Genomic DNA, 21,782 nt, shown 5'->3' with positions numbered 1-21,782 from the left:
CCCTCCTATTTTCCCATTTTTGCAAAATTCCGCAGCATTGCAAGACCGGTTTCCCCGCTTTTTTCCGGGTGGAACTGCACGGCGCAGAGATTGTCCCGCTGCACGGCGGCGTCAATCGAAACGCCGTATCCTGCCGTCGCGGTCACATCCGCGCGGTTTTCGGCCTGCAAGTAATAGGAGTGCACAAAATAGACGTACGGCTCCGGCTCAAGCCCCTGGAAAAGATCGCCTTTTTGCTGCGAAAGCCGGAGGGAATTCCAGCCGATATGCGGAATCTTGAGGCCCTCCCCCGCCGGAATCCGGGCAATTTTTCCCGGCAAAATGCCGAGGCCCGGAATGCCGGGCGCTTCCTCGCTCTCGTCGAAGAGCAGCTGCAGTCCCAGGCAAATGCCGAGGAACGGCTTACCTGTATACAAAACCCGAAGAATCGCCGGAATCAGGCCGGAATCCCGCAGCGCGCCCATCGCGTCTCCAAACGCGCCGACACCGGGCAATACCACGGCATCCGCCTGAAAAATCTGCGCCCGGTCTTTAGTCAGGCAGACCTCGCACCCGATATGGTGAAACGCCTTGCGCACGCTCTCCAGATTTCCTGCTCCATAGTCAATCACCGAAATCATCATCAAAACCCCTGACTGTACATACTTTTTAAAGAATATGGGCATATTTTCAAAATGTCACCCGGAAAAGCTGCCGAAAACAGGCGCCCGCTCACAGACAAACCATTCCCACATCCATTTCTGTCACCGATTTGCAAACCGGAATCCCATTTAGTTTCACACCTTCTGTGCCTGTCTATACCGTTTTCGGCCCGCAATCTATTCGGACGGAGCCTTTTTAGAGAAACACCCGGCTCAAATCGGAAGGCACGGCAGATCGCCGTGCCCCCTTGCACAAATTTTCTCAATCTTTTTCCCAGGCAAGGCAGCGCTCGACCGCCTTGTGCCATTTTGCGACCTTCTGTTCGACCCACTCTTTGCTCATTTCCGGCTGGAAGGTCGTGCGGCTCTTCCAGATTGTGCGCAATTCGTCGAGGCCGTCCCACATGCCGACCGCAAGACCGGCAAGCATGGCCGCACCGAGCGCCGTTGTCTCGAGGCACTCCGGACGCAGAACGCTGCATTCGAGCAGATCGCACTGGAACTGCATCAGGAAGCGGCTCTTGCTGGCGCCGCCGTCCACGCGGAGCTCTTTGATTTTCATCCCGATATCGTTTTCCATTGCGTGGAAGAGATCATAGCTTTCCAGCGCCAGGCTCTCCAGAACCGCACGGGCAAAATGCGCACGCGTGGTGCCGCGCGTCATGCCCATCACGCCGCCGCGCGCATACATATCCCAGTACGGCGCACCGAGTCCGGTAAAGGCCGGAACAAAATAGACGCCGCCGCAATCTTCAACGCTCTCTGCAAGCATATCGGCCTCTGAGGGCTTTTCGATCAACTCCAGTCCGTCGCGCAGCCAGTCGATTGCCGATCCGGCGTTAAAGGCGCTGCCTTCGAGCGCATATGCGACTTTGCCGTCAAGCTGCCAGCCGATCGTCGTGAGCAGGCCGGACTTCGACATGACCGGCTTGTCACCGGCGTTCATCAGCACGAAGCAGCCCGTGCCGTATGTATTCTTGGCCATACCGGCGTCAAAGCAGCACTGTCCGAACAACGCCGACGGCTGATCGCCCGCGATACCCGCGATCGGAATTTCACAGCCGAGAATCTCGCTGCTGCAATAGCCGACGATTCCGCTCGACTGCACAACCTGCGGCAGTGCGCTCGCCGGAATTCCCAGGCGCTGCATGATTTTTTCATCCCACGCAAGCTTGTTGATATCAAACAGCATCGTCCGGCACGCATTGGAGACATCCGTCACATAGGATTTGCCCTTGGTCAGGCAGTAGATCAGCCAGGTGTCGATGGTGCCGAAGCGCAGACGGCCTTCTGCAGCAAGCGCCTTGGCCTCCGGAACGTTATCGAGGTACCATTTCATTTTGGTGCCGGAGAAATACGCGTCCAAAATCAGACCCGTTGTCTCGTGGATATAGTCTTCCCATCCTTCGGCCTTGAGCTTTTCGCATTCCGGTGCCGTACGACGGCACTGCCAGACAATTGCGTGATAGATCGGCTTGCCGGTCTGTGCGTCCCAGGCTACGGTCGTTTCGCGCTGGTTCGTGATGCCGATTGCATCGATCTGATCGGCGGAAACGCCTGCATTTTCCAAAGCGGCATGCATCGCATAAATCTGCGTGGAGAGAATCTCCTCCGCGTCATGCTCTACATAGCCCGGCTGCGGATAATGCTGCTGAAATGTCTTTTGCCCCATACCGACGATTTCCCCGCGTCCGCTGAACAAAATCGCACGGGAACTCGTTGTTCCCTGATCCAATGATAAAATATACCTTCCCTGCTTCATGAAACTAATCCCTCTTTCTCTGTAAGATTTCCTTTTATACATCGTAAACCTTCCTGCGGAAGCCGCATAGAAAGTATCTAGCTGAATTGACTTTGAATCCTGTGTCTGATAAAATAGTACTATTCACGTTTTTGCAAAAAACGAATTTTCAGGGGGCATTTCTTTGGATTACATCTCACTGTTCGGAATTGCCGTCGGCCTTTCCATGGACGCCTTTGCAGTCAGTGCCGCAAACGGCGCAACCGCCAAAAAGGTCTCATTTTCCTTTGCCTGTAAGCTGGCCGGTGCATTCGGCCTGTTCCAGGCGTTGATGCCATTTCTCGGCTGGGTGATCGGAAAAGCCGGAGCGGCGCTGATCAGTAAGGTAGATCACTGGATTGCGCTCATCCTGCTTTTGTATCTCGGCATTAAAATGATCTGGGAAAGCCGGAAGCCGGATGAAGAAAGCGAAACGCCGAAGGACGGCAAACTTTCTTTCAAGACGCTGCTGGTGCTCGCCATTGCTACCAGCATTGATGCGCTCGCAACCGGAATCATTCTGCCGGGTGCTGTCGGCGCTTCGACGCTGTCCCTGATTGCGCTGGCGGTATGTCTCATCGGGCTGACGACGTTCGTACTATGTCTTGCCGGCGTCTATATCGGAAAAAAGTTTGGAGATCTGATTTCCTCCAAAGCGGAAATTGTCGGGGGCATCGTCCTGATCGCCATCGGCGTCAAAATTTTTGTCGAACATATGTGGCTTTCCTGACCCTTCCGTCTTAAAAAGCCCCGAAGAAAAGCGCAAAGCTCCACAACGGCAAACTGTCCGTCGCGCCTTTCGGTTATGATGCCTTTGGCACAATGTTCTCAGCATCCGGAGCGAGCCGCTCCGGGTGGGCAGCAACGCTGCCGCCACGCAAAGCGTGGTATCGCTGAGGTTATTACCGCGAAGCACAATGTTCTAAAGGGCAAAGCGTAAGCTTTGCGTTGGCGGTGAAACCGCCTGCGATGCGCAGCATCGCGCCTTTAGGTTATTATAACATAAATCCCCCTGCGAGAAAATACCCTTTTCGACCGATTTCGCGCCAGAAATTTATGCGGAGTGCTGAACGCATTTCGCCCGAAAGCCGGTGACCGCCTTTGAATGCCCGTTATGTTTTTCTGGACAACCCTCTTCCACAACATCTATATGACGCATTGCTGCAGCGTATTCCAAAAGAAAAGCAGGATCGAATTTCCCGCTTCCAGGCAGAATCGGAGCGTCAAATCCGGCTGCTCGCCGATCTGCTCGTCCGCGTCTTTGCCGCAGAAACGCTCGGCCTTGAAAATCGGGAGATTGAAATTGCAGCTGCGCCCGCCGGAAAGCCGTTCCTTTTGGGTCATCCGGCGTTCCAGTACAGCGTCTCCCACACAAAAGGCGCCGCGCTTGCCGCCTTTGACAGCCATCCGGTCGGTGCCGATCTCGAGGCGCTCCGAAAAGTCCACCCGGCAGTCGTCCGGCGGTATTTTTCCGCTTCCGAACAGGCCTATGCCGCGCCGGACGGTGTGCTTCTGCCGGATCGCATGTTGGAAATCTGGACCGCCAAGGAAGCGTATGCCAAACTTTTGGGAACCGGCCTGCCCCGCGTCTTTTCGCAGGCCGACACCATGCGCGCAGATTTCCCCTACGACCTGCACCGTTACTGCCACGACGCATATCGGATGACGGTCTGCGCCGAAAAGGGAACCGCCTGCCTTTTTGAGCAGATCCCGCTTCCGGCGCTGCTTAAAAAAGCGATGCAACTCTCGCCCTATGAAGGAGGATCCCTGTGAATTCCAAACTGAAAAAGGCAGGCACAGCCTGCATCATTCTATCCGGCGCGCTTTGGGGACTGATGGGAATTTTTGTCCGCAGTCTCAACGCCGCCGGGCTTGATTCCATGCAGATCGTGCTGATCCGCTCCGCTGTCACAACAGTCCTTATGGCCGCTGTTCTGTTCTTCTACAGCAAAAAGCTGCTCCGGATCCGGCTGCGCGACCTCTGGTGCTTTCTCGGGACCGGACTTGTGAGCATTCTTATGTTCACTTATTTCTATTTCCGCACCATGCAGCTGACCTCTCTCTCCGTCGCGGCGATTCTGCTCTATACCGCACCGGTTATGGTCACCCTGCTTTCCGCGCTTTTGTTCCGGGAAGCCCTTACCGCACCGAAGCTCATCGCCTGCGCCATGGCGTTTGCGGGCTGCGTCTTTGTCGCCGGCATTTTCGGAAATACCGATCCGGTTCCGGCGGCTGCGATTCTCACCGGGCTGCTCTCCGGCTTCGGCTATGCGCTGTACAGCATCTTCAGCCGCTATGCGCTCCAGCGCGGATACCACTCCCTGACGATCACGTTCTATACTTTTCTCATCGCGACGCTCGGCGTGCTGCCCTTCCTCAATTGGAAAGGCCTTGCCGATGCCTTCACCGCTTCGCCGCGCGTTTTGCTGTTGTCCATTGCCATGGGAATCGTCACCGCGGCGCTGCCCTATTCGCTCTACACCTTCGGATTGACTGCCGTCGAGTCCAGCCGGGCCTCCATCATGGCCTCCGTGGAGCCGGTTATCGCAACGCTCGTCGGCGTTCTGGCCTTCCAGGAGCCGCTGACGCTCTCCGGCGGGATCGGCATCCTGCTCGTCCTGGCCGCCATTGTGATTCTCAACCTCCGCGTTTCCCGCAAAATCCAAACGCCGTAAAAGCTTTCGTGTTTTTAGCATATCCAAAACAGCACATACAAAAATAGCGCCGGATGCCGGTTTTCCCGTGCATGCGGCGATTTAATTTTCGAATATCCGCCGGAATTTCTGCCCGGTGTGGGCAAACAAAAAACAGGGGCGGCATCCAATCGGTGCCGCTCCTGTTTTGGCTTTTTAAATCATACAATGTGCACATTTGAGGCGTCCCAAGCGCGGTGTGTCTCTCCAGCCCAGCATATCGCCGTCAATTTTTTTCATTTCGGCGGTTTTGGCCGTACCGGACGAAAGCTGCGGAACGCGGCAATCTGCCGGCTGTCCGCACAACCTGAGGCTGTTCCGCGCGCCCAAAGCGCATGGCCTTTCTTTTAGATTTTCGCCAGCTCGTCGTAGGTGCTGAGCAGACCGGTATAGGCGGTGTCGAACGCTGCGAAAAGCTTTTCGTAAATCGCAGCATTTTCGGGGTTCGGCTGCAGAATTGTCTGCGTCGCGTTGATCTGGTCGATCACATCAAAGCTCTCGAACGCACCGACGCCGACACCGGCGCAAACCGCCGCACCAATGCTGGTGGCCTCCTCGAGGTAACGCGGAACAGCGACCGGCTTCTGCCAGATGTCTGCAAGAATCTGCATCCAGACGGCGCTGCGCGCACCGCCGCCGATCACCGTGACTTCCTCGATCGGGATCGATTTGTCGAGAATATCGAGAATAATTTTCAGATTGTAGCCAACGCCCTCCAGAACCGAGCGGAGGATCTCCGCCTTCGTGCTGGTGACGCTCAGACCGACAAATGCGCCGCGCGCATCCTTGTTCCAGCGCGGAGAACGCTCGCCGAGCAGATACGGCAGGTATAACAGCTTATTGCTGCCAGCCGGCGCAGACTGAATTTCGCGGTCAATGATGCTGTAGGTACGCTCACCGGTCTCTTTGGCAAGCGCCGCTTCGCTGTCGCAGAGCGTGTTTTTCAGCCAGCTAAACGAGTACCCGGCCGCCTGCATGGTGCCGCAGGGGGTAATATACTGCGGATCCAGATGCACCCAGTTAAAGGTGCGCATCTGATCGTCAAAAACCGGTTTGCGGGTCGCGCAGGAAATCCAGGAGGAAGATCCGATGACGTTATACGTTTTGCCCTCACGCACGACACCGGCGCCCACACAGGCACAGGAGCCGTCTCCGCCGCCGATGACCACCGGGGTGCCCTCTAAAAGTCCGGTCGCAGCGGCAGCCGCTGCCGTAATGCCGCCCGCAATATCTGTCGAGGCGTGCAGTTCCGGAAGCAATCCCTCCGGAATTTCCATGGCGTCGAGAATTTCCCGCGACCAGGTCTTTTTTTCCAAATCCAGCAAATTGGTGCCGGAGGCATCGCTGTAGTCCGTCACAAACTTGCCGGTCAGTTTGTGGATGATATAGTCCTTTGCATGCAGCATTTTATAGGCACGGCCGTAAACCTCCGGACGGTTGTCACGCATCCAGAGCAGCTTTGCCGCAGAATAGGAAGCGCTCGCCCGGTGTCCGGTGATGCGGTAAACCCGCTCCATGCCCACGCGGTCGATGAGCGCCTGCTCCTGGGCCTTGGCGCGCATGTCCGCCCAGATAATCATATTGGAAAGCGGATCGCCGTTTTTGTCCACTAAAAGGCATCCCATCATCTGCGCACTGAAGGAAACCGCAATGATTTCTTTCGGTGAGACATTCGCCTTTTCCATCAGCTGTCTGGTTGAATCGCAGACTGCTTTCCACCAATCCTCCGCATCCTGCTCCACGCAGTTGACATCCGGGTAGTAGGTCGGATATTCATAAAGCACGCTGGCGCCCAGCGCGCCGGTCGTATCGTAAAGAGACGCCTTATTTCCACTCGTACCCAGGTCATGCGCAAGAATATATTTTCCCATTTTGGTTCCTCCACTCGCGGTCCGTATTTTTCGCCAAACTATTGTCATGACATCATTATAACCAATCTTTTTGGGTCTGTAAAGGGACTTTTTTATCAATTTTTGTGTATTTTTTTCACAGCCTCTATCAGGAAGCATTTCGCAGAACCGCCTCTGTCAGCCGGTCCAAAAACTGCCCGCACGCTTCCAGATCACAGCGCAGCGCGCCATAAACCGGATAATTGCGCGCCGCTTCCCGGTCTCCAAACGCACAGAGCGCCTGCAAATACTGTGCGCCATACCGTTCGCCGGCAGCAAGCGCCGCCATGCTCTTTTCGCGGAATCTCCAGAACTCCGCTTCCCGCCTGCGCCTTCCAAAACACTGCGCAGCGTCCCGCGCCGACGCACAGGCCGTCTGCATTGCTTCCAGCAGCGCCGTTGCCTCGTGCCGCACCGGAAACGCCCGGCAAATACAGAGCGTCCGAAGCGCCGCACCGGCAGCTTCTGTCAGCACAGACGTGCACCGGAAGAGAACCCAAAGGTCCATCCGGTCTACCGGCGTCAAAAACTGCTTGCGCAAATGCTCCAAAAAGGCCGGTTCTGCGTTCCGGCAAGCTGTTTCGTACCCGGCAAGCAGCCGCAGCGCCGCCTCCCGTTCTTCCGTTCGACCGGATAAAACGCCCCGATACGCCGCGGCGGCGGCATCCGCACTGCGGGCAGCGGCAGCGTCCAGCACCCGGAAAAAATCATAAACTGCCTGCATCGGCATCCCCCTTTCGGGAACCGGAGTCCCCTTTTTATCTATATGGGAATCCGGACGCCGTATGTCAAGCGCATGATTTTATTGCAGAAGAAACGCCTGCAGCGCTTCCATGGTATCGAAAATGTGATCTGCACCGGCGCGCTCCAGCTCTCCGGGCTGCGCATAGCCGAACCGCACGCCGATGCTTGGAATTCCGCACACCTTTGCCGCCAGAATATCGTTATCGCGGTCGCCGACCATCACTGCGGTTGCTTTTTCCGATTCGGAAATTCCGAGCCGGCGCAGCGCTTCCTGCAGGATGACATCCTTCTCGACAGCTTTGTCGTCGGTGGTGCAGCCGGAAACAACGTCAAAATACTGCCGAATTCCGAAATGTTCCAAAATGCGCACGCCGTACCGTTCCGGCTTGGCGGTTGCCAGCGCAAGGCGCTTTCCGGCAGCATGCAGCGCCCGCAAAAGCGTCACGGTATCGGGATAGAGGCTGTTTTCATAGAGCCCCTTTGTCTGAAACCGCTCCGCAAAAGCCTGCATGGCAAGCGGCAGCCGCGTCTCGTCCATACCGGGATATTTTCGAAAAGATGACAGCAGCGGCGGCCCGATAAACCAAGTCAGCTGATCAAGGTCGTCCACCACGATTTCTGCAGCGCGAAGGCCGCACTGCACACATTTGGTAATACCCTCTTTCGGATCGGTCAGCGTACCGTCCAAATCAAACAGAATGGTCTGATACATGGTTTTCTCCTCCTGATTTCGGCCGTCTTTCCAGCATTTTTCGGATTCCCCGCCACACCTGGCCGTTCGCAAAGCAGATGAGTCCTTCCGTCAGGTGCATCGGCAGTCTGCGCGCCTGCATGAGCGAAATCACGCGCAGCGGACTGTTCTCGGCCATCTCGATCATCATACTGAAGTTCGGATCTCTGCGGTCGGCACGAAGGCCGCTTGCCTTCGACACCAGCGTCTCCAGAAGCCGGTAGATTATCCGGCACAATCGGCTCGTCTTTTGCAGTTCTGCAAACGAATTCTGGAGCGTATACGTCCCCTTTTGAGCCGGCGGATCCGCAGGAACCGGCTTGCCGTAGAGCGTTTCAAAGTCCTTTCGGCTCGGACTGCCGGACGGATGCCGGTACCAATCGGACAGCGTCTCCCGCTTCGGCGTCTCTCCCTCCAGAACAACTGCTGTCCGGAGACGGATATCCCGGCTCGAAGCGCCGATGAGAATCCGGTAGGTTCCGGACTCCAGAATCCAGCGGTTTTCCTGCGCGTCAAAGCACGCAAAGGAACGGAATGTCAGCGGCAAGGACACCTCCTGCTCCTCTCCGGCCTTCAAAAAAACCTTCCGAAAGCCGCGGAGCTCTTTTTCCGGACGGTAGGCGCCGCCGCAATCCGGCGCAACATAAAGCTGCACGATTTCCGCACCGTCCCAGGTCCCGGTATTTTTCAAAAAGAACGACACCTGGCCGTTTGGCCCCTCTGTAAACGACACATGCAGATCCCGGTAAGCAAACTGCGTGTAGGAAAGTCCGTGGCCAAACGGAAAGCGCACCGCAAGGTGTGCGGTGTCATAGTAGCGGTATCCGACATACAGCCCTTCGGCATAGACTGCCTGGTGTACGTCTTTGCCGTAGTCCGCACCGCAGGGAACGTCCGCGTAGCGGATCGGATAGGTTTCCGCAAGCTTACCCGAAGGCGTTTGCTCGCCGAACACCAGTGAAACCGCCGCCTCTCCCACGCCTTCTCCGGCCAAATACAGGTTGAGGATGCTCCGAACCTCCGGTTCCCAGGGCATCTCCACCGGTGCGCCGCCCATCAGCAGTACGACGGTATTCGGGTTTTTCTCTACAACTGTTTCGATCAGGCGCACGTGTCCCTGCGGCATTTCCATGGATTTCCGGTCAAAGCCTTCGCCCTCCATCGCTTCCGGCAGTCCCACTGCAAGCAGGACCGCGTCGCACTGTGCAGCGCCCTGTGCCGCCTCCGCACACAGATCGGGATCAAATCTGCCGTCCGGTGCATAACCGGCAAAATAGGCGTAGGAAATTCCGCGGGTATGCAGCGCGTCCAGCACGCTCACCACGCCGGTGGTGTTGATGTAGGAAGATCCCGCGCCCTGATAGCGCGGCGTTTCCGCAAAGGCGCCGATCACCGCAACGGTTTTCTCTCTGGACAGCGGCAGTACGCCCTCGTTTTTGAGCAGCACAGCGCTTTCCTGCGCCGCCCGCACGGCAAGCGCATGGTGCGCCTTGCGGTCATAGGGCTTTGGACGCCAGCTTTCCGGATACGCACACCGGGCTGCCAGTTCCAATACCCGCCCGGCGCACCGGTCGACTGCTGATTCCGGCAGCGCCCCCGCACAAACCGCCTCTTCCATCGTGCGGTCGAAGGTCCCGCAGCTTCCGGGCATTTCCAGATCCAGCCCCGCGTCAAACGCCGCCGCGCGGTCGTTCATGGCGCCCCAATCGGTCATCACAAGTCCCGAAAAGCCCCATTCTTCCCGCAGAATTTCCGTCAGCAGCCACCGGCTGTCACTTGAATAGACCCCGTTGATCCGGTTGTAGGAGCACATCACCGTTTTGGGCTTTCCCGCTTTGACCGCAAGCTCAAAGGCGGCAAGATAAATTTCCCGCAGGGTGCGCAGATCGACAATACTGTCGCTGGCCATGCGCAGCGCTTCCTGGTTGTTGGCCGCAAAATGCTTGACGCAGGCGGCCTTGCCCTTGGACTGCGCCCCGCGAATCCACGCCGCCGCCAATGTTCCGGCAAGGTACGGATCCTCGCTGAAATATTCAAAATTCCGGCCGCAGAGCGGATTGCGTTTGATATTGACCCCCGGCCCGAGAATCACCGAGACGCCCTCTGCTTCCATCTCTTCGGCAATGGCCGCCCCGAGTGTCCGCAGCAGCGCCGGATCCCACGACGACGCCGTCAGGCACGCCGCCGGAAAGCAGACCGCCTCCGCGCTGTCCTTGAGGTTCACGCTGCCTGCGCGGACATTCTCGATCCGCAGCCCATGCGGGCCGTCGCAAAGGAACACCGAAGGAATCCCGGCTTTCGGGAACGCTTTCGTATTCCAGTTGTCCGCACCGGAGCACAGCGCGATTTTTTCTTTGAGCGAGAGCTTTTCCAGCGCTTGCATCTTTGCACACCTGCTTTCTGTTTGGATCTGCCCGGCGTTGAATCGAAACGCAAACACTGCGCCGCCGATTGCAAAACACCCGGCCGATTTCTTTCGGATTTCATTCACACAATCGCATTATGCATTATATTATAGCGGATTTTTCAGATTTCTGCAAAAGGAAGCGGACACACCGGAATCCCGGCGCATCCGCCCTGTATCTTGGCAATGCAACATGGTTACAGGTTTTTAAGCGTCTCCCGGTAGACGGTTTCAAACGGCACGCCTGCAGCTTCTGCACAGCGCACAACGTCCTCGTACTCCGGCTTTGCCTTTTTGACGCCATAGCCTTCTGCGTATTTGACCGTCACATCGCCGTACGGCGTCGTGACCGGCTCCAGGCGGCGGTCAAGCGTATAGCGGCTGCAATCGCGCCGGCGAACGCCGATCGTCGCGGTTTCTCTGAAAAGCAGCGCCGCAAACCGGTCGGCGTCCGCCGTTTTGCAAAGGCATGTCAGCAAAACGGCCGGCCGGTTTTTCTTCATGGAAATCGGCGTCGTGAACACATCGAGCGCACCGGCTGCAAACAGGCGTTCTTCCGCCGCGCCGATCGCCTCCGGCGTCATATCGTCCAGATTGCACGAAAGCTCAACTGCCGTCCCGTTTGGGCCGCCCTGCGGCGCAGCATCCGTTCCCAAAACGGCACGCAGACAGTTGGCTACCGCAAACTCCCGTTTCCCCATGCCGTACCCGATTTTTTCGGTCTGCATCAGCGGCATATAGGCAAATTCATCCGCAAAATATTTGAGCAGCGCCGCGCCGGTCGGCGTACATAGTTCCTTGCGGATCTCTCCGCAATAGGTCGGAACACCTTTTAAGATATTCACAACCGCAGGCACAGGAACCGGCAGAATGCCGTGATCGGTTTTGACCTGCCCGCTTCCGACATGAATCGGCGACACCACAACACGGTCCGGCCGGATCATATGCATCAGCAAACACGCACCGACCACATCGGCAATGGCATCGATCGCGCCGACTTCATGGAAGTGGACGCTTTCAAGCTCTTTGCCGTGCGCCTCCGACTCCGCCTTGGCGATGATTCCATAGACCGCGCAGGCGTCCCGCCGGACTTCTTCCGGCACAGGCAGCGCCTCAATCCGGGAAACAATATCTTTCACGGTAAAATGCGCATGGGTATGCGCATGCGCCGCGTGTTCCGGATGGCCGTGATCGTGGGCATGCGCCTCGTGGCTGTGGTCATGATCATGGTCGTGATCGTGGTGGCTGTGCGGATGCGCGTGTGCCTCGAGATGTTCCGGCGCGTGGCGGTGCTCTGCGGCGCAGCCGAGCGGGACATCGTCCGGCTCTTCTTCCTCTCCGTGGATTTCCACCGCCATCTGCAGCCCCGCAATGCCGCATTTTTCGCACGGAACCGCGGAAATGTGAAGGCCTTCGATGCCGAGGTGATTCATTGTTTCAAAATACTGCTCCGGTGTCGGGCAGACGCCGAGCAGCGCTGCATTGAGCATATCGCCCGCAGCGCCCATATTGCATTCGAGATACAGTGTTTTCATAGGATTCTCCTTATTCTTTGATGCTTTCCATTTTGTTGATCATGCTGGCAAGATATCCCGCGCCGAAGCCATTGTCAATATTCACGACGCTTACGCCGGAAGCGCACGAATTGAGCATGGAAAGCAGCGCAGAAAGCCCGCCGAAGTTCGCGCCGTAGCCGACACTTGTCGGCACCGCAATGACCGGGCAATCCACCAGTCCGCCGAGCACGCTTGCCAGCGCGCCCTCCATGCCGGCCACGGCAATGACCACCCGCGCCTGCATCAGCTTATCGAGATTGGCCAGCAGCCGGTGCAAGCCCGCAACACCGACATCATAAAGCCGGCACACCCGGTTGCCCATGGTCTCCGCCGTTAAAGCCGCTTCCTCACAGACCGCCATGTCGCTTGTCCCGCCGGAAGCCACCACAATCGACCCAACCAGCACCCGGTCCGGACTGCGCCGGACGACGCCGATTTTGGGAATCGGATGATACTCAAGCGTCGGCTCTTCGCTTCCGAGAATCTCCGCCGCGGTCTGGGACATCCGGGTAATGAGGATATCCTGCATGCCGTTTTCGCGCATTTTGGCGACAATTCCGCAAATCTGTTCCGGCGTCTTGTTCTGTCCGTAGATCACCTCGGGCACACCTTGGCGGATCTCGCGGTGGTTGTCGACCTTCGCATAGCCGAGGTCGTCAAACGGACTGCGCTTGAGGTGCAGCAGCGCGTCTTCCGGTGTTTTTTCGCCGCTCTGCACCGCGCGGAGCAGCTGCAGCAATTCCCGTTTATCCATGGTGTTCCCCCCTTGGTGTGAGATCCAGCAGTACGTCGGCAAATGACGCGCGCAGGGTATCTAAAATCTGCCCGCGGTCTGCAAACAGCTTTGCAAACTCGTTTTCTGTGAGCTGAAGCTTGGCGGCGTTTCCGAGTACCCGCACCCGGAAATCCGAAAAGCCCTTGTCCGTCAAAAAGGCTTCCGCGCGCTCGACCTTTTGGAGCGTCTCGCCGTCAATCGGCGTTCCGGCCGGAATCCGGGTCGCAAGACAGGCATAGGCCGGCTTTTCGGCGGTAAAGAGTCCTGCCTCGCGGGAAAGACGGCGGATTTCCGGCTTTCCGAGTCCGCATTCCCGCAGCGGAGAGCGTACATGAAGTTCCTTCGCCGCACGCATGCCGGGACGGTCGCCCGCATCGTCGGAGGCGTTGTTGCCGTCAAAAAGCACCGTGTGCCCATCGGCGTGCGCCGCTCGGAGGATCTCCCCGAAGATTACCTGTTTACAATAATAGCAGCGATCCGGCGGATTTGCAACCACCGGCGCACAGGCAAGGACATCCAGCGTTAAGACCCGCATCGGAATTTTCAGAAATCCCGCCATCCGTTTGGCGTCCTCAAATTCAAATTCCGGCTGGAAGGCCGTTTTTACATAATACGGCGTTACCGCACACCCCGCCTGTTTGGCGGCATAGAGCAGATACGAGGAGTCGACGCCGCCGGAAAACGCAAGCGCCGCCTTGGGAAAGCCTTTGAGATATTCCGTGAGATTCATTCGAATTCTCCTTTCTGAAAACGGAACGGCAATTCCAGCCCGCAGGCGGTAAGAAGCGGCTCATTCCGCAAAATTTCCGGCGCCGGACCGTCCGCGGCCAGTTCGCCGTCTTTCAGCACAAGCACCCTCGTACAGAGGTCGAGTGCAAAATCCAGATCGTGCGTTGCAATCAGTTTGGTTTCCGGAAGCGCGCCGAGCATCCGGATCATTCGCCTTCGCGCGCCCGGATCCAGGAAAGAGGTCGGCTCATCCATCAAAAGGATCTCCGGCCGCATGGAAAGCACGCTGCACAGCGCCGCCGTCCGCTTTTCTCCGCCGGAAAGCCGATACGGCGCCTTATCTGCAAATTTTTCCGCACCGAGAAGCGACAGGGTCTCCCCGACCCGGCGCTGTACTTCCGCTTCCGGAAGGCCCATTTGCCGCGGGCCGAAGGCGACATCCTCGAAAACGGTCGGCATAAACAGCTGATCGTCCGGATTCTGAAAGAGCAGGGATACCCGTTCCCGCAGGGCCTTGAGCTGCTTTTTTTCTACACGGATTCCCCCCAGCACAAGCGAGCCCTCTGTAATGGGAAGCACGCCCACCATTGCGAGCAGCAGCGAGGACTTGCCCGCGCCGTTTGCGCCGATCAGCGCGACAGATTCCCCTTTTTGAACCGAAAAGGACAGCCTGCGCAGGGCTTTTGTCCCATCGGGATAGGACATAGAAACCCGGTCTGCCTGGATCATCGTTCGTCCTCCTATATCACAATTTGTCCGAACCACTCGGAAACCGGAAAGAGCCGCAGCAGCAAAGCGCCGCCGCACACCGCACAAAGCGCGACGCCGTCCCGCAGACGAAATTTCTGCGGTTTTGTATAAACTACTGCGCCGGAAAACCCGCGCAGCTTCATTGCACAGTAGACCCGTTCCGCGCGCTGAAAGCTCCGAAGCAGAAGCTGCCCGACAAAACTGCCCATATTGCGCAGCAAAATTCCCTTGCCGCTGCGGCGCCGCAGCGCATACGCTGTCATCATCGCGCCGGCCTCCTCCAGCAACACGCTCAGATACCGGTAGGTCATCGAAAGCTGCATCAAAAAGACGACGGGAACCCGTATTCTGGAAAGCAGCGCCGAAAGCGAAGCGAGCGTTGTCGTCGAAACCAGTAAAAGCACTGCCATCACGGTCAGATACGTTTTGAGGAGCAGCACCAAAAACGAAAGGGCCCCGCCGCTGACCGCGATTCCGCCCAGGGAAAGCACCGGCGTGCGGTCGAGAAACACATTGGAAACACCTGCAAACACCGCAAACGGCAGCGCGATCAAAAATCGTTTCAGCAGAAGCCGGTAGGGCGTTTCTGAAAGCGCCATGAACAAAAACGGATACATGAGCATCGGCAAAAGCCCGCCCAGATCATACCGCCCGAAGGAAACCACCGCGCCGATATAAACAAGCGTCGACAGCAGCTTGACTGCCGGATGCAGCGAATGCACCGCTGTATTGCCGTCCGCAAGCTGCTCGAGCGTATGAATCTGTGAAAACTGGATTGCGCCGATCGGTTTCATGGTGTCCCCCTGACATTCTCACGGATTGCCGGCTTTCTGCGCTTGACAAACGCCGAAAGGACCGGTAAACTCAATTTATGTTATGCATCGTTTGTTGTATAACCCAAAAATTGTTCTAATCAAGATACAGCCTGATCTTGGAGAAAGGATCTTAAAACCATGCCGCCAAAAGCCAAATTCACAAAAGAAGAAATTGTCGGCGCCGCGCTGGAAATCGTCCGGGAAAAAGGCCCGGAAGCCGTCACCACGCGGGAAATCGCCGCAAAGCTCCAGGTTTCGACCCGCCCGATTTTCACCTATTTTCACACAATGGAGGAGGTCTGGGCCGAAATTCGGCTTGCCGCAGAAGCGCGTTATGAACAATATCTTGAAAAAGGCCTGCAGGAACGGATTCCCTTTCAGGGCGTCGGCATGCAGTACCTCCGATTCGCGCGCGAAGAGCCGGCGCTCTACCGGCTGCTGTTTTTTGACGGCGGCACACAGAACGGCGCCATCGACGAAATGCACCGCACGCAGGCGCTGGTGCGCGGCTCGCTCAAAAAAACCTATCATCTGGACGACGCTGCCGCAGACCGATACTTCCGGGATATGTGGCTCGTCGTCCACAGTCTGGCAACGCTGATCGTCACGAACAGCTGTCCGTATTCCGAAGCGGCCTGCGCCAAAATCCTCACCGGATTCAGCGCCAGCCTTTGCAAGGCGCTGAAAGAAATTCCCGGCTTTGCAGCGGACGCTTTTGATCGCGACGCCGTATTCCGCGCACTCATTCCGGAAGAAACCGCTTAGGAAGGAGCCTTTCAAGCGGCAAACTATCAGCATCTATGGACCTATCTTGCCGCGCAGGACGCGGATCAGCTGCAGCTTTTCTTTGAAGAAATCGCCGAACTTGCAGGTGTCGCGCTGAACCATTCTTTTTTAACCGAAAAAAAGAATCTCGAACCGTACGGCTGGACTGTTCAGAAAATCTCCATGAAGCAGCAATCCGTCCTGTTTGTCCGGCGGTCACCGCGCGGGTGATAAAAGCGCATGCACGTTCCCGCACATACAGAGCCTTGCGCTTTCGCAACACCTCGCGCAGGCTGCTTCCCGGCCTTTTCGCTATTCGAAACAGCCGGCTTTTCGTGCAGAAACAGCTTTAAAAAAACGCGGGAAGGACGCGGGCTTTTGCCCCGCGTCCCTTTTTTTCTGTGAAAATTTGGGGGTTAAACAGCCGTCTCCGGCGGCCTTTCGGCCAGCATTTGACGCTGCAGGCCCGTTCGAATCGCAATTCGCGCAAACGGACAACCGCTTGGATTTTTCAGGATTTTCTTATCCGTCACTGTCCGAAAGCATCCGGATGGCTTCAAAATGATTCCGCGCGCCGGCTCAGGAAACGCCCTGCTTTTTGCGCCGTTTGACCCAATAGATCGCCGCGCCGGCAATGCCTGAAACCGCCAAAACCATCGCGCCGCCCACCAGTCCGGAAACCGTGGTTCCCGTTGCGGAGCCGTCTTCTCCGGCATTCCGGTAATCATAATCCGGCAAAATGGCAACGGATTGCTGCAGCTCCGCCGCAGCGTCGTACACGCCGCCTTCGGCTTCCAATTCTGTGCCGCCGGTCACGCCTGCAATGGACCATTCCAGCCCATCCGGATTGGAAGACGCTGCGAGTGAAAGCCCGCCGCCGATCAAAACGGCCAAAACCGCAAACGAGAGCAGCACGCGCTTCATCGAAACAGACTTTCCAATCGCGGTTCCGTCGTTAGCGCTCTCGAGAATTTCCGGACGCATCTGATAGACAAAGCAGAGCACTGCGCCGGTAATCACGCCCTCAACGGCGCCGATTGCCAAATGGATCGGCTGCATCAGCGCGACAAATGCACCGAACGGCAGCTCCGTAACGCCGGAGGCAAGCGTCTCCAACACCACGCAGAACGCACCCGCCTGCAGCCCGACAACGACCGATACAATCGATGCTGCAAAAATCCGTTTTTTCGTAAAGCCCTTGCGGACAATCGGTTTAAACAGCAGCGGATACGCCAACAAGCACATCACAACGCCCATGTTAAACACATTGCATCCAAGCGCCAACAGTCCGCCGTCCGCAAAAAAGAGCGCCTGAATCAGCAAAACCGCCGTGATGGCAAGCAGGCCGGGAAATTCTCCCAAAATCGACGCCAGGAGAATTCCGCCGCCGATGTGGCCGCTCGATCCGGTTCCCGGAATCGTAAAATTGATCATCTGCGCCGCAAATACGAACGCGCCCATCACGCCCATCATCGGGATTTTCTTTTCATCGAGATGGTCTTTTTTGATTTTTGCCGCCGCAACCGCAACCGCGCCGGCGCTGACTGCACACATTACGCCGCCTACTGCTGGCGAAAGTAAGGCGTCTGCCATATGCATAGGGGTTCACTCCTTTTGTTTTTTTATGAGGGGGTTGAAATTTTCCGGGAAATCCGGATAAAACCTGCATCCGCCAAGCGGCTTCCGGAGGTTCCGTTTGGCGGCGTTCCGCACCGAAAAGGCGCTAAAGCATAAAAAAAGCCATAAAAACATGGCCCCGCTTCTGCGGTGCTGCATGCCTTCATGGCAATTTCTGTACAAAATAATCAAAAACTGGAGATAACCGGCGCCTTCATGACGCAATTCTTCTCATAGTATACCGTCTGCGCCGGATTCTGTCAAGCAAAATTTACGCGCCGAGCCGTCTGGCAAGACGTTCGCGGATCGCCGCAATAAACTGTGCGGAATTGACGCTCTGCGCCTTTACGCCTTCTGCAAGTCCAACAAGATCCTTCGTCATGATGCCGTCCTGCAGCGTTTCAAGGCTGGCGTTCTCGAGTTCCTCGCCGAATTTGACGAGTTCCGGAAGTCCGTCGAGTTCTCCGCGCTTTTTCATCGCGCCGCTCCACGCGAAAATCGTCGCCATCGGGTTTGTCGAGGTCTCTTCGCCTTCGAGATATTTGTAGTAGTGGCGGGTCACCGTGCCGTGCGCCGCTTCGTACTCATAGATGCCGTCCGGGCTGACCAGCACGGATGTCATCATTGCCAGGCTGCCGAATGCCGTCGAAACCATGTCGCTCATAACGTCGCCGTCATAGTTTTTGCAGGCCCAGATGTAACCGCCTTCCGAACGGATCACGCGCGCAACGGCGTCGTCGATCAGCGTGTAGAAGTAGGTAATGCCGAGCTCCTCGAACCGCGCCTGATATTCCGTAAAGACTTCGGCGAAAATTTCCTTAAACAGCCCGTCGTACTTTTTGGCAATGGTATCTTTTGTGCTGAACCAGACATCCTGCTTCGTATCGATCGCATACTGGAAGCAGGCGTGTGCAAACGAACGGATTGATCCGTCCAGATTGTGCATGCCCTGCAAAACGCCCGGGCCGTCCATTTCCTGGATCGTCTCGCGGATCACCTTGCCGCTCTTGCCGGTGAACACCAGTTCCGCCGTTCCCGGCTCATCGGTGCGGATATCCACCGCCTTGTACACGTCGCCATAGGCGTGACGCGCGATGGTAATCGGTTTTTTCCAGGTCTTGACGACCGGCTTGATGCTGTCGATGATGATCGGCGCACGGAAAACGGTTCCGTCGAGCATGCTGCGGATGGTGCCGTTCGGGCTTTTCCACATTTTTTTCAGGTGGTATTCGCTCATGCGCTGCACATTCGGCGTGATGGTCGCGCACTTAACGCCGACGCCGTATTTTCTGCAGGCATTGGCCGCGTCCACCGTAACCTGGTCGTCGGTGCGGTCGCGCTCCGGAAGACCCAGGTCGTAATATTCACTCTTCAGGTCGACAAACGGAAGGATGAGTTCCTCTTTGATCATCTTCCAGAGAATCCGGGTCATCTCGTCTCCGTCCATCTCCACCAGCGGGGTTGTCATTTGAATGGGTTTCATAACCGGTTTTCCTCCTGCTTCTTTATTTTTCCGCGCCGTGTCCCGCCGCGTAGTAGTTCATCAGGCAGCCTTCGAGGATGATCGTCTTTTCGTCCTCGGTCAGGCCCTTGACATAGAGGGTGATGTCGTGAACACCGTCCGCAGCAATAACCTTGGCCGGAATGGTCTCCCTGCCGTCGCGGATTGCTTCGCGGATGCCGGGTACAAAGACAAAGTCGCCGGGTGCATAGGGGAACGGCGTGTCTTTCTCAATCGTAAAGGGCAGGATGCCCCAGTTGATACAGTTGGAACGGTACCGCTTCGTCGCAAATTCATAGCAGATGTTGGCGTAGCCGCCCAGAACTTTCTGGCAGGAAGCCGCCTGCTCTCTTGCAGAACCGTCTCCGGGCTTTTTGGCGAACACGCAGGAACCGTAGGCCGTTTTGCCGGCAAGCTCCGCCGCGCCTACCTTAGCGAGCGCATCGAGCATTTCCTGCGGAATATTGCCCGCGCGGCGCTCTGTCTCCAGCGCACGCACCGCCTTGCTGCGTCCGACATACTCCGGTACCCGGCGCGAAAGCGCAAATTCCGAAAGTTTTAAAGGATTCGAACGGTAAGAGGACGTCTCGCCGGAGGGAATCAACTCGTCCGTCGTCGTGACGTCATCCTGAATGACCGCCGCAAGCTTAAGCAGCAGATTGTCCTCAAGTGCGTACATTTTCGGCCAGTCGGTGATGTTCGGCCCGAGTTTCAGCTCTGCCGAAGGATCCGCCTTTCCGAACCCGTAGTAGCAGCGTTTTTCGTAGATGCTGCCGTCGTAGTGGTAGTGCATCTTTGGCACCGTATAGTCGAGATCGGTCGCCGCCGTCAGCGCGCCGCCGTTTGCCGCAGTCGCCGCAATGGAGCGTGCATCCATCAGGGCAACGCCGGAGATCTGACCCTGTCCGGGCTTGGAGCCCTCGCGGTTCGGGAAGTTGCGCGTTGCGTGGCGGATGGAGAGCCCGCCGTGCGCCGGCGTGTCGCCTGCGCCGAAGCAAGGGCCGCAGAACGCCGGCTTTATTACCGCGCCTGCTTCCATCAGCTTGGCTGCCGTGCCGTCCTTTGTAATCGCCATCGCGATCGGCGAAGAGGACGGATAGATCGAGAGGTCGAAATAACCGTTTCCGATGGAGCCGCCGTCCAGAATCGCGGCCGCCTCCACGAGGTTTTCATACATGCCGCCGGAACATCCGACGATGACGCCCTGATCCGCCATCACCTTGCCGCCGACGATTTTTTCGGTCAGATTGAGATGGACTTTGCCGCCGAAATTCTTTTCGCACGCTTCTTCGACCGTGTGCAGAATTTCCTGCGGGTGTTCCAGCAACTCGTGGATCGTATACGCATTGGAGGGATGGAACGGCAGCGCAATCATGCTCTCGATTTTGGAGAGATCGATCTTCACCGCGCCGTCGTAATATGCGCCGTTTTCCGGCGAAAGCGCACGGTATGCGTCCGGACGTCCCACCTCGCGGTAGTAATCGCGCACGGTTTCGTCTGTCTCCCAAATGGAGCTCAGGCAGGTGGTTTCTGTGGTCATGACGTCGATGCCGATACGGAAATCCATCGAGAGGTTCGCAACCCCCGGTCCGACAAATTCGAGCACCTTGTTTTTCACAAACCCATTTTGGAACACGGCGCCGCACAGGGCAATCGCCACGTCGTGCGGGCCGATGCCGTGGCGCGGTGCGCCCTCGAGATAGACGGCGATCACCTCCGGCGCGTCCACGTCATAGGTATTGGAGAGCAATTGCTTGACAAGCTCCGGTCCGCCCTCCCCGACGCCCATCGTGCCGTAGCAGCCGTAGCGCGTGTGGCTGTCGGAGCCGAGGATCATACCGCCGCAAAAAGCCAGCGCTTCGCGTGCGTACTGGTGAATCACCGCCTGATTGGCCGGGACATAGATTCCGCCGTATTTTTTGGCTGCAGAAAGGCCGAACGCGTGGTCATCTTCGTTAATGGTTCCGCCGACTGCGCAGAGGCTGTTGTGGCAGTTTGTCATGGCATACGGAACCGGAAATTGCCGAAGCCCGCTTGCACGTGCGGTCTGGATGATGCCGACATACGTAATATCATGCGAGATCAGCGCGTCGAATTTGATGCGCATTTTCTTTTTGTCCTTCGAGCGGTCATGGGCACGCAGCACAGAATAGGCAATCGTCTTTTCCCGCGCCTCATCCGGTGCGGAAAGGCCGGCTCCCTGCGCGGGTACCAGCTTGCCGTCTACCCAATAGACTCCCTGCTGTATCAGTTCCATCAATAAGCAGCCTCCTTCAGCGGCTTCGCCGTTTTTTTGCATTCTTTGATATCATTTTGATATCATATAGTATACCGTAAATCAGGCCGAAAAGCAAATCCAGAAAAAGCAAAGCCTTTTTTCGGATTCCCATGGA

At 57.0% G+C, this 21,782-nt stretch carries 18 protein-coding genes; 4 read left to right on the top strand and 14 right to left on the bottom strand.

Going from position 1 to position 21,782, the window contains the following annotated elements; translation table 11 throughout:
- Positions 1-5: 5 nt before the first annotated feature.
- Together hisH and glpK are read right to left on the bottom strand one after the other, a co-directional pair.
- Complete coding sequence (gene hisH, locus IAG03_RS02200) at positions 6-620, bottom strand: imidazole glycerol phosphate synthase subunit HisH (protein ID WP_249318076.1); 615 nt, start codon at positions 618-620, stop codon at positions 6-8.
- A gap of 283 nt (positions 621-903) precedes the next feature.
- Positions 904-2,403, bottom strand: coding sequence for a glycerol kinase GlpK (glpK, locus tag IAG03_RS02195; protein ID WP_249318075.1), 1,500 nt, complete (start codon positions 2,401-2,403; stop codon positions 904-906).
- A 163-nt stretch (positions 2,404-2,566) separates the two neighbouring features.
- Here glpK and IAG03_RS02190 point away from each other — a divergent pair, with 163 nt between their 5' ends.
- The 3 genes from IAG03_RS02190 (at position 2,567) to IAG03_RS02180 (ending at position 5,096) form a co-directional block, all read left to right on the top strand.
- The gene (locus tag IAG03_RS02190; RefSeq protein WP_249318074.1) at positions 2,567-3,151 is read left to right on the top strand and encodes a manganese efflux pump MntP; all 585 of its coding nucleotides are present in this window, start codon (positions 2,567-2,569) and stop codon (positions 3,149-3,151) included.
- A gap of 371 nt (positions 3,152-3,522) precedes the next feature.
- Positions 3,523-4,194, top strand: a complete 672-nt coding sequence (locus IAG03_RS02185) for a 4'-phosphopantetheinyl transferase family protein (protein ID WP_249318073.1) — start codon at positions 3,523-3,525, stop codon at positions 4,192-4,194.
- On the top strand, positions 4,191-5,096 hold the full coding sequence (locus IAG03_RS02180; RefSeq protein ID WP_249318071.1) for an EamA family transporter: 906 nt from the start codon (positions 4,191-4,193) through the stop codon (positions 5,094-5,096). The genes IAG03_RS02185 and IAG03_RS02180 overlap by 4 nt, the downstream gene beginning before the upstream one ends.
- 365 nt (positions 5,097-5,461) lie before the next feature.
- Here IAG03_RS02180 and xylB read toward each other — a convergent pair whose 3' ends face one another.
- The 9 genes from xylB to cbiQ all read right to left on the bottom strand — a co-directional run bounded on the left by xylB (position 5,462) and on the right by cbiQ (position 15,485).
- Complete coding sequence (xylB, locus tag IAG03_RS02175) at positions 5,462-6,985, bottom strand: xylulokinase (protein WP_249318070.1); 1,524 nt, start codon at positions 6,983-6,985, stop codon at positions 5,462-5,464.
- A 127-nt stretch (positions 6,986-7,112) separates the two neighbouring features.
- Positions 7,113-7,727 (bottom strand): hypothetical protein, encoded by a 615-nt coding sequence (locus tag IAG03_RS02170; protein ID WP_249318069.1) that lies wholly within the window; start codon positions 7,725-7,727, stop codon positions 7,113-7,115.
- Between the two features lie 78 nt (positions 7,728-7,805).
- On the bottom strand, positions 7,806-8,459 hold the full coding sequence (locus IAG03_RS02165; protein WP_249318067.1) for an HAD hydrolase-like protein: 654 nt from the start codon (positions 8,457-8,459) through the stop codon (positions 7,806-7,808).
- Positions 8,437-10,860 (bottom strand): glycoside hydrolase family 3 C-terminal domain-containing protein, encoded by a 2,424-nt coding sequence (locus tag IAG03_RS02160; RefSeq protein WP_249318065.1) that lies wholly within the window; start codon positions 10,858-10,860, stop codon positions 8,437-8,439. Before IAG03_RS02160 ends, IAG03_RS02165 begins: the two co-directional genes overlap by 23 nt.
- Positions 10,861-11,078: 218 nt before the next feature.
- Entirely contained in the window at positions 11,079-12,416 is a 1,338-nt protein-coding gene (gene larC / locus IAG03_RS02155) for a nickel pincer cofactor biosynthesis protein LarC (protein ID WP_249318063.1), read from the bottom strand.
- A 10-nt stretch (positions 12,417-12,426) separates the two neighbouring features.
- The gene (gene larB / locus IAG03_RS02150; protein WP_249318061.1) at positions 12,427-13,191 is read right to left on the bottom strand and encodes a nickel pincer cofactor biosynthesis protein LarB; all 765 of its coding nucleotides are present in this window, start codon (positions 13,189-13,191) and stop codon (positions 12,427-12,429) included.
- Positions 13,184-13,942: an ATP-dependent sacrificial sulfur transferase LarE gene (larE, locus tag IAG03_RS02145; RefSeq protein WP_249318060.1), complete on the bottom strand. Its 759-nt coding sequence runs from the start codon at positions 13,940-13,942 to the stop codon at positions 13,184-13,186. The genes larB and larE overlap by 8 nt, the downstream gene beginning before the upstream one ends.
- A complete protein-coding gene (locus tag IAG03_RS02140; RefSeq protein ID WP_249318059.1) occupies positions 13,939-14,670 on the bottom strand; it encodes an energy-coupling factor ABC transporter ATP-binding protein in 732 nt (243 codons plus the stop codon). Before IAG03_RS02140 ends, larE begins: the two co-directional genes overlap by 4 nt.
- An 11-nt stretch (positions 14,671-14,681) precedes the next feature.
- Positions 14,682-15,485, bottom strand: coding sequence for a cobalt ECF transporter T component CbiQ (gene cbiQ / locus IAG03_RS02135; protein WP_249318058.1), 804 nt, complete (start codon positions 15,483-15,485; stop codon positions 14,682-14,684).
- A 159-nt stretch (positions 15,486-15,644) separates the two neighbouring features.
- Here cbiQ and IAG03_RS02130 point away from each other — a divergent pair, with 159 nt between their 5' ends.
- Complete coding sequence (locus IAG03_RS02130; protein ID WP_249318056.1) at positions 15,645-16,271, top strand: TetR/AcrR family transcriptional regulator; 627 nt, start codon at positions 15,645-15,647, stop codon at positions 16,269-16,271.
- 579 nt (positions 16,272-16,850) lie between these two features.
- Here IAG03_RS02130 and IAG03_RS02125 read toward each other — a convergent pair.
- The 3 genes from IAG03_RS02125 to IAG03_RS02115 form a co-directional block, all read right to left on the bottom strand.
- Positions 16,851-17,870, bottom strand: coding sequence for an energy-coupling factor ABC transporter permease (locus tag IAG03_RS02125; protein ID WP_249318055.1), 1,020 nt, complete (start codon positions 17,868-17,870; stop codon positions 16,851-16,853).
- Positions 17,871-18,159: 289 nt separating this feature from the next.
- Positions 18,160-19,371 (bottom strand): NADP-dependent isocitrate dehydrogenase, encoded by a 1,212-nt coding sequence (locus IAG03_RS02120; RefSeq protein WP_249318053.1) that lies wholly within the window; start codon positions 19,369-19,371, stop codon positions 18,160-18,162.
- Between the two features lie 22 nt (positions 19,372-19,393).
- Positions 19,394-21,646, bottom strand: a complete 2,253-nt coding sequence (locus tag IAG03_RS02115) for a hydratase (RefSeq protein ID WP_430472428.1) — start codon at positions 21,644-21,646, stop codon at positions 19,394-19,396.
- Between the last annotated feature and the right edge of the window lie 136 nt (positions 21,647-21,782).

The sequence above is a fragment of the Yeguia hominis genome (assembly GCF_014384705.1).
In the GTDB taxonomy this organism is placed as follows: Bacteria; Bacillota; Clostridia; order Oscillospirales; family Acutalibacteraceae; genus Yeguia; species Yeguia hominis.
Note: the sequence above shows the minus strand (reverse complement) of the source record. Positions and strands in the feature narration are given on the sequence as shown.